13 protein-coding genes, 2 tRNA genes and 1 pseudogene are annotated in these 14,081 nt (G+C 68.8%); 6 read left to right on the forward strand and 10 right to left on the reverse strand.

Annotated elements, in window-relative coordinates:
* Positions 1–4: 4 nt before the first annotated feature.
* Complete coding sequence (locus IT882_RS12825) at positions 5–1,192, reverse strand: polysaccharide pyruvyl transferase family protein (protein ID WP_195692173.1); 1,188 nt, start codon at positions 1,190–1,192, stop codon at positions 5–7.
* Between the two features lie 150 nt (positions 1,193–1,342).
* On the opposite strand from IT882_RS12825, the gene IT882_RS12830 reads away from it, so the two are divergent.
* Both IT882_RS12830 and IT882_RS12835 read left to right on the forward strand, forming a co-directional pair.
* On the forward strand, positions 1,343–3,496 hold the full coding sequence (locus tag IT882_RS12830; RefSeq protein ID WP_195692174.1) for a glycosyltransferase: 2,154 nt from the start codon (positions 1,343–1,345) through the stop codon (positions 3,494–3,496).
* A complete protein-coding gene (locus tag IT882_RS12835) occupies positions 3,493–4,797 on the forward strand; it encodes a nucleotide disphospho-sugar-binding domain-containing protein (protein WP_195692175.1) in 1,305 nt (434 codons plus the stop codon). Before IT882_RS12830 ends, IT882_RS12835 begins: the two co-directional genes overlap by 4 nt.
* A 9-nt stretch (positions 4,798–4,806) precedes the next feature.
* On the opposite strand, the gene IT882_RS12840 is transcribed toward IT882_RS12835, so the two are convergent.
* The 4 genes and pseudogenes from IT882_RS12840 to IT882_RS12855 all read right to left on the reverse strand — a co-directional run bounded on the left by IT882_RS12840 (position 4,807) and on the right by IT882_RS12855 (position 7,597).
* Positions 4,807–5,502 (reverse strand): hypothetical protein, encoded by a 696-nt coding sequence (locus IT882_RS12840; RefSeq protein WP_195692176.1) that lies wholly within the window; start codon positions 5,500–5,502, stop codon positions 4,807–4,809.
* 27 nt (positions 5,503–5,529) lie between these two features.
* Positions 5,530–6,326, reverse strand: a pseudogene (locus tag IT882_RS12845) (sulfite exporter TauE/SafE family protein).
* 84 nt (positions 6,327–6,410) lie between these two features.
* Complete coding sequence (locus tag IT882_RS12850) at positions 6,411–7,172, reverse strand: DUF2510 domain-containing protein (protein ID WP_195692177.1); 762 nt, start codon at positions 7,170–7,172, stop codon at positions 6,411–6,413.
* Positions 7,173–7,231: 59 nt separating this feature from the next.
* A complete protein-coding gene (locus IT882_RS12855) occupies positions 7,232–7,597 on the reverse strand; it encodes a hypothetical protein (RefSeq protein ID WP_195692178.1) in 366 nt (121 codons plus the stop codon).
* Between the two features lie 135 nt (positions 7,598–7,732).
* On the opposite strand from IT882_RS12855, the gene IT882_RS12860 reads away from it, so the two are divergent.
* From IT882_RS12860 to IT882_RS12870, 3 genes are all read left to right on the forward strand, one after another.
* Positions 7,733–8,320: a Dps family protein gene (locus IT882_RS12860; protein WP_195692179.1), complete on the forward strand. Its 588-nt coding sequence runs from the start codon at positions 7,733–7,735 to the stop codon at positions 8,318–8,320.
* Positions 8,321–8,465: 145 nt separating this feature from the next.
* Positions 8,466–9,122, forward strand: a complete 657-nt coding sequence (locus tag IT882_RS12865; protein WP_195692180.1) for a hypothetical protein — start codon at positions 8,466–8,468, stop codon at positions 9,120–9,122.
* Positions 9,123–9,149: 27 nt separating this feature from the next.
* The gene (locus IT882_RS12870; protein WP_195692181.1) at positions 9,150–9,686 is read left to right on the forward strand and encodes a hypothetical protein; all 537 of its coding nucleotides are present in this window, start codon (positions 9,150–9,152) and stop codon (positions 9,684–9,686) included.
* A 358-nt stretch (positions 9,687–10,044) separates the two neighbouring features.
* On the opposite strand, the gene IT882_RS12875 is transcribed toward IT882_RS12870, so the two are convergent.
* The 3 genes from IT882_RS12875 to IT882_RS12885 form a co-directional block, all read right to left on the reverse strand.
* Positions 10,045–10,118, reverse strand: a tRNA-Met gene (locus IT882_RS12875).
* A gap of 35 nt (positions 10,119–10,153) precedes the next feature.
* A tRNA-Thr gene (locus IT882_RS12880) sits at positions 10,154–10,225 on the reverse strand.
* A gap of 73 nt (positions 10,226–10,298) precedes the next feature.
* A complete protein-coding gene (locus tag IT882_RS12885) occupies positions 10,299–11,717 on the reverse strand; it encodes a M23 family metallopeptidase (protein WP_229382122.1) in 1,419 nt (472 codons plus the stop codon).
* Between the two features lie 62 nt (positions 11,718–11,779).
* On the opposite strand from IT882_RS12885, the gene IT882_RS12890 reads away from it, so the two are divergent.
* Entirely contained in the window at positions 11,780–11,959 is a 180-nt protein-coding gene (locus IT882_RS12890; protein WP_195692183.1) for a hypothetical protein, read from the forward strand.
* A 90-nt stretch (positions 11,960–12,049) separates the two neighbouring features.
* Here IT882_RS12890 and IT882_RS12895 read toward each other — a convergent pair whose 3' ends face one another.
* Both IT882_RS12895 and IT882_RS12900 read right to left on the reverse strand, forming a co-directional pair.
* The gene (locus tag IT882_RS12895) at positions 12,050–12,850 is read right to left on the reverse strand and encodes an inositol monophosphatase family protein (RefSeq protein ID WP_195692184.1); all 801 of its coding nucleotides are present in this window, start codon (positions 12,848–12,850) and stop codon (positions 12,050–12,052) included.
* A gap of 20 nt (positions 12,851–12,870) precedes the next feature.
* Entirely contained in the window at positions 12,871–13,959 is a 1,089-nt protein-coding gene (locus IT882_RS12900; RefSeq protein ID WP_195692185.1) for a hypothetical protein, read from the reverse strand.
* Positions 13,960–14,081 lie beyond the last annotated feature (122 nt).

The following is a 14,081-nucleotide window of genomic DNA, read 5'->3' on the forward strand; positions in this document are numbered from 1 at the left end:
CAGGTCAGTTGTGGGCGGAGGCCGCCACTCGGTCCCACCACGCGCGCGATGCTGCCCGCAGCCGGGGCCCGCGGGCTGCCGCCTCGTCGCGGATGGCGGTGGAGTCGGCCAGAAGCGTCGTGAGCCGCTGGGGGGCCTCGGGCAGATCGTCGAGATCGAGAACGCCGGTCTGACCCCAGTGCCCCAGGGCTCCGCCGAGCTTGATACGGGTGTAGCGGTCGGCCGAGAGCGCGAGCACGGGAGTGCCGGCCGGCGCCGCGAAGACGGCGGGGTGGTAGCGGCCAGTGATGAGCAGGTCGGCCCCGCGCACGAGCGCTGCCGCATCGCGGGAGGTGCCGGTCGGGATGACGGTCGAGGGCTCCGACATCCGCTGCCGGATCCTCTCGTGAAGCGCGGCGTCGCCCCGTGCCGGTGCGGCGGGATCGAGCGGCCCGAAGTGTGCGTGAAATGCCACCGGTCCGACGGTTCGTGCCGCAGCATCCGCGAGCGCGGCGATGTGCTGCTCGACCTCGTCAGCGGGCCTTCCTGCGAACCACCCTGACAGGCTCACAACGACTCCTGCACGAGCCGCCTCTGCGCCTGCGGCATCGCCCTCCCCGAAACCCAGGAACGACGCGTCGTCGACGGTGAGTGTCGCCGCCAGCCCCCAGGACGCCACCAGGGCTGCCGTGTCGGGCTCGCGGACGCCCACGAGGGCTGCCTCGCGCAGCATCCGTGCCACGATCTGGTCGTCGGGCAGATCGAGGTCGGGGCCGAGCGTCTGGCCCGTGACGACGACGGGCAGGCCTCTCAGCCGGGCTAGACGCGCCAGGGTGCTCCGCTCGAACACATGGCTGTGCCAGCGTGTCGCGAGATTGCCGCCGCCGGCGTTGACGAGCATCCGCGCACCGTCCAGGGCCGCGAGAACCTCCCGCGCCGGGTCATCGGGTTCGAGCTCGGCCATTCCTGCGCCGACCGCGAGCAGGTGCTCGGCGCGCCGGGCGGACTGGGCGCGATCGAGCCCCGCGAACCCGAGGCGCCCCACCGCGGGGATGCCGTAACGCGCCGCGGTTTCGGTCGGATTCGAGCTCACGCCAACCGGTGCGAGGCCGCGCTGGACGAGCTCGTCCACGGCGACCTCGAACATCGCCTCGTCGCCGATGTGGAACATGCCGTCGAGCACGCCAACGTCACCGATGATGAGAACGGACACCGCTATCTCCTGCACTGCACGGATGGGGGAAGACGCCACGGATCGGTGGCGTTGTCAACCCTACGGGCGACGAGTCACAACGGTCGCCCGACGGCAGTACGATCACGGTGTCCGGGTGGCGGTGCCGGGACAGGTCAAGAGAGGTCCGCCATGGGGATTCAAGCAGCGATGGACCGGGGCACCGGTGCTTCAACGATCGTCGAAGCGCTGCGCGCCGCCGACGATCTCGCCTTCGAGGCGGGCCGCGATCCCGGGGTGCGCACCCTGCGCGTGCTGTCGGCAGCGCTGGCGGGTGGTGACGATATCGCGGCGATTGCCGCGGTGCACGCCCTGTCAGAGATGTTCGACGAACAGGCCGCGTCGCGTCTGGTCTCGCTTCTGGACGACCCCCGACCCTTCATCCACGAACACGCGGCGTGGGCGCTCGGCCAGGGGCTGCCACGGTTCTCTGCGATCGCGCGCTTGATCGCCCTGGTCCGGCGCGGTGGGTTCACGGGGATGCTGGCGCAGCACACGCTCGAGAAGTGGTCGGTGGCCGCGGGCGATGTGCTGGCAGTCGCCCTCGAGTCGGTGCTGGCGGTCTCGGCAGGCGCGACGGATGCCGCGGGCCGGGCACGGCTGGTCGAGACGCTGGGCCTCGTGCGCCAGTCCTCCGCGACGCGAACGCTCCTGACGATCGCTCGTGACGGCGCGGAGCATCCCGGTGTTCGCGAGGCTGCGGTCGCTGCCCTGGGTCAACGCGCAGGTGAGCCGGGCGTACGGCGGATGCTTGAGGACCTCGTCGCCGCCGGTGGAGACCTCTCGGACCACGCGCGCCTCGCGGTCATTGACCTGGAGCCGGCTCGGGTACCCGCTCCCGGTGAGGCCCCCAGCGGTCTCACTATCGCGCAGCTGTTCCTGCACGCCGACATCGACCCGTCGCTCAGCGCCGCGGGCTCGGGCGACAACGGCGGAATTGCTACCCTGCTGGTGCGCTTGGGTGACGCGCTGACCCACGAGCATGGTGTCGTGGAACGCGTCCTCACCCTCTCTCGGGGGTCGATCGCGCAGGCCACATCGGACCTGCTCGATGTCGCATCGTTGGAGAGCGGGCACCTCTACGGGCATGTTCCGCTCGCGGAGCGTCCCATGCCGTCGGCCGCAGCGTGGCCGTTGCGCGTCCGGGCGCGGCGCGGCATCCGTCGGCTGCTTCGCTCTGCCGGCCACATCGACGTGCTGCACCTGCGGATGGCAGATGTCGGATCGCTCGCCGCTGCCGACGTCGCGCGCGAGCTCGGCATCCCGACGGTCTTCACGCTCGCGCCCGATCCGCACGGCGTCATCCAGTCGCTGGACCGGGCCGGCACGCTCACGCGCGAGAACTTCGGTGAGACCGACCTCGCCGAGCACTTCTGGTTCCGCACGAGCCTGGTGCGTTCGCTCGCGGGGTCCGCCTCGCACAGCGTGCTGTTTCCTCGCCCGAATCTCGCCGACGACATACGCGCGCTCGTGGGCATCGACATCGACAGTGTCCCCGACCGGCACACGATCGTCGCCGAGGGCGTGGATCTGGAGGTCGTCGATCGATCGGTCGCGCTCGTTTCCGGCGGCGCGACGGATGCCGATCCCGCGCTGGTCGAGCTCGTCGAGCTCGTCGGCGAATTGGCCCCCGATCGCCGCGATCTGCCGCTGATTGTCAGCGTCGGTCGCATGCACCGCGTGAAAGGGATGGCAACCCTCGCCGAGACGTGGGCTGGCAGCAGCCTCAGCGAGCGCGCGAATCTGCTGATCATCGGCGGCGATCTCGACAACCCGTCGCTGGATGAGCGGGAGCAGATGGATCGCCTCGAGCTGGCGGTCCCTGCCACCGAGCGCGCAGCACGCGGCCTCATCCTCGCCGGACACCGTCCGAATGACGTCGCCGCACGCTGGGTGGCGGCGGCACGGCTCGGCATCCCCGGCAGTGTCGCGGGCTGCGGAGTCTACGTGTGCGCGAGCATCAAAGAAGAGTTCGGGATTGCCCTCTTGGAGGCGCTCGCGACCGGGCTCGTCGTCGTCGCGCCCGATGGCGGCGGACCGGCGACCTACGTCGCCGATCAGGACACCGGCTTTCTCACCGCCACGTGGGACACCCAGGCGCTGGAGGAGGCGACACACCGAGCGCTCGACCGAGCGGCGCTGGCAGACCCGGCGATCGCTGAGCGAGCCCGGGCGATGGTCGCCGAGCGCTTCACGATCCAGGCGATGGCTGCAGCCCTCGCGCCGGTCTATCGGCGGGTCGCCGAGCAGGAAGCGGAACTCGTGCGGGCGGCGGGCGCGGCATGACACTGCTCGTCATCAGTCCCGACTACGCATCGCACCTGCTCCCCCTGGCAACCCTCGCAACCGCGTGGCGCGAGCGCGGCGAGGAGGTTGTCGTGGCGACGGGCCCTGCGACGGACCCCATCGTGCAACGCTTCGGGTACCGGCGGGTCGATCTGCCCCTCGGTCGCGGCGCGAATGCGGGCATCATCCGCACGGCGCAGCAGCAGGCCGAGGAAGCGGCGTCGCTGGAAGGCTTCTTCGACGCGACACGCCACGGCATGATCCCGACGCTTCTCTATCAGGCCCGGGAACGACTGACCGACCTCATGTGGCAGCCCGAGGATCGTGCGTGCGCGACCCTCGCGGTGATCGAGGATGTCGCACCCGACGCGATCCTGGTCGATCACCTCGCCTTCAGCGCACGGCTCGCGCTCCACACCGCTGGGATCTCGTATGGCGATGTCGTGCTCGGCCACCCGAGCGCCCTGCCGGTGGCCGGCGAGGTGTACGGCTTCCCGCCCGCGTGGCCGGCCGCCTTCGCCCCGACGACGGACGAACAGCGGGCGCTGCGGGATGTCTGCGTCGAAGTCTCCGAGAGATTCACGGCGCAGTGGAACGAGGTCGCCGCCCGTCTCGACTCGAACGCGCCCGGCGTCGAGGACGCGTTCGCGGCCCACGGCGAGCGCGTGCTCTACAACTATCCCGGTGAGCTCGCCCGAACCGACGGACGCGTGCTTCCGCCGCACGTGTTCCTCGGTTCTACCCGACGCGCCGAACCGGAAGACGATGAGGTAGCCGCGTGGCTCGCTGCGGGCGAGCCGTTCGTCTATGTGAGCTTCGGCAGCTTCCTGTCCGTTCGCGGTGACGTGCTCGCACGCGTCGCCGAGGCACTTCGCCGCATCGGCATCCGCGCCGCCATCTCGACCGGCGCCACGGACGCGGCCGAGCTGGGGCCGCTCCCGCAGAGCTGGCTGGTCCGCGAGTACCTGCCGCAGGTGCGGCTGCTCGATCACGCCACCGCCGCCGTCACCCACGGCGGCAACAACTCCGTGACCGAAGCCGTCGGAGCGGGCGTGCCCCTGCTCGTGCTGCCGTTCTCGACCGACCAGTTCGCGGGGGCGGCAGCGATCGAGCGCGAGAATGCGGGACGCGCGCTCGACCCGAATGCGGCGGGCGTCGAGGATCTCGCCCGGGCACTTTCGGAGCTCCTCGATCCGGCCTGGACGGGCCGAGGCACCCTGTCAGCGATCAGCGCCGACCAGCGCACCGACCCCGGCCCCGAGCGGGCCTACCGGGCACTCACCGGCGCTGGACCGGCCTAGGCTCAGCCCCTAGCCAGAGAGACCGATAAGCGCCGCCATGGCAGTGCGGTCGCCCGCGGCGTCACGGTATTGCTGCATCCGCGCAGCATTGGCCTCGTATCCCTCACCCGCACGAACCTCGCCGACGTGGTGAAGCGCGTAGACGCGACCCTCGTGACGGCGCGGCGGCTCGCCGAGCAGGGTCTGATGGGCAAGGTTCCAGGCAGCGTCCTCGAACCCCCACCCGCGGAACCCGGCATCCTGTCCGCCGTGCCGCTTCCAGGTGCGCGGCGTCGCGATGTACACGCCCGAACACGCCCCCGAAACGAACTGCTCGACAGTGCAGTCGACGAGCGGGACGCCCCGCGCGTAGTCGGCTGACCCCGTGGCGCCAAGCCACCGGTACTCCGTGTACGGCAGGTGGACGACACCGCTCGTGGCGGCGCCCCTGATCGCCTCACGCACCGGCCCAACCTCGGGGATCGTGTCGGCATCGCCGATGACGACGACCTCGTCGGGCTCCGCCTCCGCCATCGCCCGGTTCCGGCATGCGGCAAGCACGAACGGTACATCTCCCGTGTCGACCGTGGTCAGCGGCAGTTCGGGGAGATTCTCGCGGTACCAGGCGGTGACGCGCTCGAACGCGTCGAGTCGTGAGGGCGCTGGACGCCAGGGCAGCACGATACGCGCGGCGGGCAGGACATCGTCGGGAGAGAGAGAATCCACTCCCCCATCATGAGGCCGTGGCGAGAGTCAGGAACCCGACCGCTGGGCGCGGATCGCCCGCAGCGCCATCTGGATGGCGATGAAGGCGACGAAGATCGAGAACAGGACGTTGCCGACGAACGGGTCGACGAGCGTCGCGATCCACGCCCCAGCGCCGTCGTCGTACACGCCGCAAGGCCGATGGCAATCGCCGCTTTCAGATCCACGTTCTTGCGGCGGAGGTTTCCCACGGTGCCCGACACTGCCGTCGGGATCATCATCAGCAGCGACGTGCCCTTGGCTTCGAGGTCGCTCGCCCCGAACAGGATGATGAGGACGGGCACGACCACGATCCCGCCGCCCACACCGAGGAGCCCCGCCAGGATGCCGGTGATGAGGCCGAGGATGACCAGACCGATCGTGGAGAGGATCGTGAACTCAATCTCGGCATCCCGCGACGGAATCACGAGGTAGAGGCTGATGATCACCAGCACGAGGAACCCGACGAAGCCCCAGCGCAGCACCGGCAGCGGCAGGCGCTGAAGCAGCCACGTACCGATCTGCGCACCGACGATCGCTCCAGCCGCAAGGATGAGCGCGGCGATCCACGACACCGAACCGGTGGTCGCGTAGGAGATGACGCCGACCGTCGCCGTGGGAACGATCGCCGCGAGCGAGGTGCCCGCCGCAAGGCGCTGGTTGAAGCCCAGGAAGAAGACGAGCGCCGGTACGATGACCGTTCCGCCGCCGACACCGAACAAACCCGACAAGAGGCCCGCAGCCAAGCCCACCACAATCGCGACGATGTAGAAGCGCGCGGTGCGCGGCTGAGGTGTCGTGGTCATGTGCTCGCTTTCGTCGGCGCCGGAACGCCGGCCGTGCCAGCCTACTCGTCTGGCGTGGTCGCTCTGGCGCCAGCAGGGGCGGCGTTACTCGACGCTGACGAGGTCGTAGACGGCCCAGCCGTCGTCATCCGGGACCAGCGTGTACTCGTACTCGACGACCTCCCGCACGCCCGGTTCGATCGGCTCGCCCGCCTGGTCGAAGTGGGCGATGTAGCTCTCTTGCGTGGCGACCGTGTACTCATATCCCGGGCCACGGATGTCGGTCACGACGATCTCGTAGTCCGAGTACCACTCGGTGAAGGCGTCGGATTGACCCGTGAACGTGCCGCAGTCCTTGATCTGCACGATCTCGCGCAGGCGCTCGGTCGTGACGCCGAGGAAGAGGTCGCAGTCTGCGGTTTGCCACGCTTCGTCGAACTCGTAGACGGCGTCGACGGCGCCGCGCTCGGCGTCGTTCGTCGGCTCGACGACGGCCGCGGCATCGACCCTTCCGAAGCCGAGGATCGCCAGCGGGATGAAGATGGCGGCGAGCGCGACGACGACGAGCATCACCACTCCGACGATGACCCACACGATCCAGGTCTGGCTGCGCTGGGGCGCGGTAGCGGCAACGAAGATCCCCGACGGGGCACCGCCGGGCGCGGGAGCACCGTCGGGCGGAGCGGGCTCGCCGGTCGCGTCAGGTGACTGCTGGGACCGTTCGGGCACGGGCGTCGAGCGGGGACGTTGCCACGGATCGGGCATGCCGTTCGGATGCGGCTGCACGTGCTCGGTCCACTGCTGGCCGTCCCACCATCTCAGGGCGCCGTGGCCGTCGTCGTACCAGCCGGGGGCAATCGCCGACATCCGCTCTCGTTCCTCGTCGTTCAGGGGTCGCCTTCAGCCTATGCGCGAGGGCGCAGCGGTCAGTAGCTCGCGAGGTAATCGCCGGCGGTGAAGCCGCCCGTGATCAGCCACAGCGGCGCGACGACAAGGATCAGGGAGAGGATGACGGACACGATCGACCACGCGAGCACCCGCCGCGCACGGATGTCGAGGATCAGCGCGATGATCCCGAGCACCAGCGCGATCGCCCCGACGAGGATGGCGAACGGCAAGGTGAGGATCAGCAGCCACCAGGCCGCCGACATGTCGGGCAGGAATCCGTACAGGAAGACTCCGAGGGAGGGCAGGAGAGCGACCATGGCCACGGCGAACGCGATGATCCCGAGGATGGGGATGCGGCGGGTGGCTGGCGCGGGCGGCGATGCGGGCGAAACGGATTCGGTCACGAGCGCAGTCTAGAGCGCACCCTGCTTGCCGCACAGGTGCCTTCAGTAGCACCCGTCGGCGCAGCTGACAAGGGCGGGCGGCGGCGGAGGCGGACGATTACAGTGCCGTCCGACGCAACGTCGAAAGGAACACCGATGGCAACGCAGTCCGACACACTGACGAAGACGAAGAGCTCCGCCTCCGGAGCGCCCCGCAACGCCCGCAAGGCAGCGAAGGGCGGCGCTGGGGCCAAGCTCACCAACGAGCAGAACGCGGAGAGCGGATTCCACGCCTCGAAGCAGCTGAGCGAGAGCCTGCAGCGGGTGCTCGTCGACCTTCTCGAGCTGTCACTTCAGGGCAAGCAGGCGCATTGGAACGTCGTGGGACGGAACTTCCGCGACACCCACCTGCAGCTCGACGAGATCATCGACGCCGCTCGCAGCCTCTCGGATGTCGTCGCCGAGCGGATGCGTGCGCTCCACGCTCTGCCCGACGGCCGCAGCGACACGATCGCCGAGACCACGTCACTTCCCGAGTTCCCGCACGGCGAGGTCGACACGGACGAGGTCGTCGACCTGATCACCGAACGCCTCGAGGCCGTAGTCGCGACTTGCCGTGAGGTGCACGACGAGGTCGATGACGAAGACCCCACCAGTGCCGACATCCTGCACGAGGTTCTTGGCCAGATGGAACAGTTCGCCTGGATGGTCAGCGCCGAGCGCCGCACCCCGCAGGGCCGCTGACCCCGACGGAACACCCCGCGCCATCGATCTCCGGTGTCGCAGGGTGTTTTCGTTCGTCGTAGCAGGAGCGGGGCTTGTCCCCACCGCCCCTCCACGCGCCGCTTCGCAGCGCGCGGAGCCTCCGGCGGCGTGGGCCCACCCGCGCGTGACCGCTCCAACCACCCGCCCCGGAACGAAGAAAGAGGCCCTCAGCGGGGCCTCTTTCTTCGTAGAGCCGTTAAACGGCTACTCCAACAATTCACTTCTTCTCCCGCCGCAGGCGACGGAACTCAGCAAGCTGGCGGCAGCCGCAGCACGAATGCCAGATCCAGCAGCGAAGCCACCACCGCCACCACACCGCCTCTCGCGGCGCCTGAGCCCGGAAACCTGCGCCGAGATCGCGGAGAAGTGCAGAGCCGGAGCGACGACTCCATCACTGTGCGCCGAGTACGGCATCTCGAAGGGCGGATTGCTTCGACTACTCCGCGACCGAGGTGTCGAGATGCGCCGCCAGCCACTCGCCCCGGAACACGTCGAGCAAGCCGCCGCCCTCTACCGGTACGGCTTCTCGATCGCCGCCATCGCCAGCTACCTCGACGCCAGCTACAACAACGTCAGACAGAACTTCGTGCGGCTCGGCATCGAGCGCAGACCACGCGGCGGATCCCAGCCAGTCTCCGGCCGAGTCAATCACTCCACTCTCGATGAGCAGCAGGGCATGGCCGCGGTCCTCCTCTATATCGCAGGTGGCCCGCTTGAAACAGCATTTGTACCTGAAACGCGGGTCTTTTGCTGCAGCGGCGTTGCTTGGCTTCCGGGATGAGTCTGCGGTCCCGCCTACGGTGGAGAAGTGACCTTCCAGCCCGCTGACCGCGTATACGTCGATGAGTCGAAGGCCCGCGGCTACTACATCGTTGCTACTGCCACTGCAATCGGTGACGTTCAGGCATCCGAACGGGCGCTGCGCGATCTCCTCAAGCCGGGTCAGCGACGCATCCACTTCAAGAGTGAGAGCGACAGTCGACGCCGCCAGATCCTCTCGCGCATTTGCGCTCTCGAGGTACGCGTGTCCGTGTGGGTTGTCAAGGAGCGGTCAGACAAGGAAGCGCGGCCACTGTCCCTCGGCGCACTCGCTGAGGAAGCCGCCCGCACTGGTGTGGCACAGCTGATCATCGAACGAGACGAGTCCCTCGAGCGTGCCGACCGCCGACTGATCGCCGATGTGATCCGCCGCGCAGGATCACCAGATATGCAGTACCGGCATGTCGCGCCGCACGAGCATCCGCTGCTCTGGGCGAGTGATGCCGTCGCCTGGTGCTACTCGAACGGCGGCGACTGGATCCGTCGCGTCAATGCGATCGTTGAGTCCCGAGTCACCCGGCTGTAGAAACACGTGAGCCTGGCTCGTCATACCGTCCGGAAGACTGCCAGGCTCCGAGGGCTACTGCCCGCCGTGCTTCAAGTGTACCTCGACGGGGCCGCGACGGGCCAGCGTGGCTGTTCTCGACGTCTCAACCGGCACAACCCGCGTCATCGCCGATCGAGCGGCCCTATCCGGATACGACAAAGCCCCGGGAATCCGGGGGTCTTGATCTGTAGCAGGAGCGGGGCTTGTCCCCACCGCCAGTCCACGCGCCGCTCCGCAGCGCGCGGAGCCACGGGCGGCGTGGGCCCACCCGCGGGTGACGGCTTCACCCACCCACCCCGGAACGACGAAAGAGGCCCACGAGGGGCCTCTTTCGTCGTAGCAGGAGCGGGGCTTGAACCCGCGACCTCACGATTATGAGTCGTGCGCTCTCACCAACTGAGCTACCCTGCCGCACGGCATCCGTCGGTCACGATATGGATGCTGCGAGCCCCGAGTCAGGATTGAACTGACGACCCCTTCCTTACCATGGAAGTGCTCTGCCACTGAGCTATCGGGGCGAAGCCCGACGTGCGGGCAACTAGAAGAGAATATCAGAGCGCTGTGATCCGAGAGAATCGACAGCGGCCGTGATCACTGGTCGACAGTGACCGGCGCCTCGGGCACCGTGACGACCGTCGAGGGAACGTTGTGGGCTGCCAACCAGGCCATCGGCTCCGTCGGAGTCTTGCCATTCAGCAACACCTCGAAGTGCAGGTGAGGGCCGGTGGAGTGGCCCGTCGTCCCCACAGTTCCAACGACGTCACCGAGCTTGATGACCTGCCCCGCCTGGACCCGGAGCGAGCCGTACTGCATGTGCGCGTAGTTCGTCGAAACCAGTTCGCCGTCCACGATGCTGTCGATCACGACATGTACGCCGTAGGCGCCGCCAGCCTCGGTCGCGATGCGGACGATCCCGTCGGCCACTGCGTGAATCTCAGCGCCCTGGCCACCGGGTGCGAAGTCAACACCCTCGTGCATCCGGCCCCACCGCATCCCGTAGGGAGAACTGATCGGCACACCGACCGCGAAGGGGTATTGCACGGCTGCCGAGGCGTTGTTGACGTAGGTCGACGCGACCTCGCGCACGCCCGCTTCGACAGCCAGCTCGGCCATCGAGACAGCCGAATAGCCTTCCTCGCGGCTCAGAGTCGCTGTGGCTGCCTCCGCCGGCGCAACGTAGGCCTGAATGTCTTCCTCGGGCGAGGCGGTCGGCTCAACATCGCCGAGCGCGACGATCGACGCGGTGGGCCCCTCGCCCCCGCCGACGGCTGCGACGGCCTCGACGGGCGTCGTCATTCCCACGGCGAGCAAGCCGACGATTCCCATGACTCCGACCGAGAAGGACGTGGCAGCGAACTTGCGCACGGACCCGGTGCGGGGGCGACGGCGAGCAACGTGCTCGGATGCCGCGGGCTGCGCCTCGGCGTCTGCCGGCGCATCCGCCGTGGTGGATGTTTCCCGAGCGAGTGTCGCGGTCTCCCCCGTCACTCCGAAGGTGCGGACGACTTCCTCAAACAGGTCACGCGCGGACTCGCTCGCCGGCATCTGCGGCTCATCCGCGACAGGCAGTTCCTCCGCGCGGGGTGACTCCTCCGCGGCGGGTGGCTCCGGGGCGTCTGCCACGGGAGCGACATCTTCGACGGGAGTCTCATCGACATCATCCGTCGGCGCGATCGCCGCCGCGTCGTTGTGGGGAGCCTCGTCGACCGAGACGAACCCAAGCACCTGGTCCGCCACAACAGGCTCGGGTGCCGGGGCGGCCTCGGATGCCGGGGCGGCGGGCGCGGTACCGGCACGGCGGGCGCGACGGGTCAAGGGGACTTCGGTGGCGACGCCCTCTGCGGCGACGACGGTCTGGTCGGGCTGCCGGGCAGAGTCGATTCCCGCTCCCGAGAGCGCCTCGGCTTCGGTATCCGTGAGCGGCACATTGTGGAGGCGTGACCGTAGCCCTGCCGGCCGCGGAGCGAGCTCACCGGCCGAAACCTCAGCGTCGTGCGGGCCTGTCGTCACGGGGGCAGACACCGGGTTGTCGAGGCGACGACCGCGGCGCAACTCCGCTCGAGAAGAACCCGATGACTCCGACGCCTGCACAGGCGTGGGAGTCGTGCGACTGGAGCGGCGCGTTGGCGCTGCGTCAGGCGCAGGGGTATCGGGGGTCACGGATCTCGCTCTCGGTCGTCGGGTACGACACGGGTGTTCGAAGGGTACTCAGCCTGCTCTGCCCCGGTTTCCCGGATGCGCAAAGAAGGTAACGATACGGTAAACGCTACCTGGTCGCGCCTGAGAAAGCCATGGACGATCCCCATTCTGCGGATTCCACAGTGGTATCCGCAGATCCGTTGTCAGGGTTGCGCGAGGGTCAACAGTCGATCGAAGACGCCGGGGACCGCGGCGATCACCAGAACGCGACCGGTGTCATCCGCGGGCAGAAGTGCGAAGCGTCCGCCGGCTTCTGTCACGATGAGCGCCGCGGCGGCGTGATCCCAGGGTTTGAGCCCTCGCTCGAAGTAGCCGTCGACGCGGCCGGCGGCCACCGAGCACAGGTCGATGGATGCTGCGCCCATCCGTCTGATGTCTCGGGCTATCGGCATGACGCGGGCAACCCGACCCAGGTCACCCGCGTGGGTGGCGGGGTCGTATCCGAAGCCGGTTGCCAGCAGCGCACCCGCGGCGGAGACCTCAGCCTCGACGTGAAGTCGCCGGTCGCCGAGCCAGGCCCCCGCGCCCTGGGCCGCATGGAACATCTCGTCCAGCGACGGCACATACACGGCGCCGGCCAGCGCGGTCCACGTCTGCGGGTCGGACGTTCCCTGCACGGCCGCAATGCTCACGGCATAGAACGGGATGCCGTAGGCGTAGTTGACCGTCCCATCGATCGGATCCACGACCCAGGTGGTGCCGCTGCTTCCGGGGTCGGCATCCGATTCTTCACCGAGAAAACCGTCCGTCGGTCGAAGCTCGCGGAGCCTGGAGCGGATGAGGGCCTCGACCTCGCGGTCAGCCTCGGTGACGATGTCTGCGAGCGCGGACTTGGTAGCCGCGATCGAGACGCCCGCGCTGCGACGCTCGCGCGCCAGCTGCCCTGCCTCGCGGGCAAGGTCGATGGCGATGTTCTCGAGTTCTCGCGGGTCGGCGTCAGTCACCCCTTCACGCTAGCGTCCGATCACGACTGGCGCGGCGGCTCCGCGGGATCGTCAGCGTCGCTCTCCGGGGACGACTCGACTGCGGGGTCGGCGCTCACGTCCGGCTCGACCGTGGCCGGTGCCTCGGGCGCAGCTTCAGCACTCGCAGGTGCGGGCGGTGCAGCGTCGGGGGCTCCGGCAGCACTTCCAGGCGCGGCCGGAGCAGGCGCAGCCGGGGCGGGCGGCGGCGACACCGGAGCGAAGATCTGCGCGCCGGGCGTGGGGTGACCCGTGTAGTACGCGTTCCAGTCCGGCGAGCCATCGGGCAGCATCGGCAGGGGTGTCACGCCGTCGATGTACATCGGCCACGGGAGCAGGTCTTGTTCAGCGCTGGCAGCGGGTGCGGAGGGCGCCGACGTCGTGGCGACCGGGGCCACACCGACGGGACGGGGCGCGAACAGCAGATTCACGAGGGGTACGAGCGCCGTGCCGACGGCGGCCAGGATGACGACGGCAACGACGATCCGCCAGTAGAACTCCGCGAAGAAGATCCAGTCGCTGAAGATCAGCGGCAGTAGCAGGAGCAGTGCGAGGAGCGCGACCAGCCCCACCGTGACGGGGGCGAGGATGCGGTTGATGGGCGTGACGTGCCGCAGGGCAGCCCGAAGGAAGAACCGGGCATGCAGGAGGGCGAGCTGGAGCACGAGGACGACCAGGAGGAAGCGGAGGAACCGTCCGGGTCCGACGAAATCCCACCCGTAGAACGACCAGGGCTCGGGCATCCAGATCAAGATGATGCCGGCCAGGAGCGCGACAACCCACGTGGCGATGCTGGCGATGGCGAACCACGCAGGACGGCGCGGGGCAAGCCGCGCTTCCATGATGGCGATCCCCGCGAAACCGGCGAACAGCAGCACGGTGATGAACGCACGGACAATCGAGCCGGTCTGCGGACCGACGAGGACCCAGACGACGCAGATGAGGGCTGCGGCGACGAGCGCACCGATCGCAACCCAGATCGCTGCGCGCGCGTAGGGGGACCGCGTCGCGAAGGACTGTTCGTCCGTTCCGGCAGCCGGAGGGGGCGACGGGACGTGCGGTGTGGGTGCGTCGGACGACGGGGTGGTCATGAATCCTCCCGAGGATCGATGTCGCTGTCATCCTCGCACGCGAGCCTTAGATCCAAACCCCCCGGTTCGCCCCGATTGTGGACGATCTGGCCGCGGCGCGCGGGTAGGAGGAGGCGATTTCT

Origin of the sequence: Microbacterium schleiferi (genome assembly GCF_015565955.1) — a bacterium.
Classification (GTDB): domain Bacteria; phylum Actinomycetota; class Actinomycetes; order Actinomycetales; family Microbacteriaceae; genus Microbacterium; species Microbacterium schleiferi_A.

What these genes read in the sequence shown, in the direction of transcription:
- IT882_RS12850 (WP_195692177.1), bottom strand. Translation starts at nt 7,172, where the DNA reads ATGTCGGCGATTGCCCCCGGCTGGTACGACGACGGCCACGGCGCCCTG.
- IT882_RS12890 (WP_195692183.1), top strand. Translation starts at nt 11,780, where the DNA reads ATGACTCCGACGCCTGCACAGGCGTGGGAGTCGTGCGACTGGAGCGGC.
- IT882_RS12830 (WP_195692174.1), top strand. Translation starts at nt 1,343, where the DNA reads ATGGGGATTCAAGCAGCGATGGACCGGGGCACCGGTGCTTCAACGATC.
- IT882_RS12860 (WP_195692179.1), top strand. Translation starts at nt 7,733, where the DNA reads ATGGCAACGCAGTCCGACACACTGACGAAGACGAAGAGCTCCGCCTCC.
- IT882_RS12835 (WP_195692175.1), top strand. Translation starts at nt 3,493, where the DNA reads ATGACACTGCTCGTCATCAGTCCCGACTACGCATCGCACCTGCTCCCC.
- IT882_RS12900 (WP_195692185.1), bottom strand. Translation starts at nt 13,959, where the DNA reads ATGACCACCCCGTCGTCCGACGCACCCACACCGCACGTCCCGTCGCCC.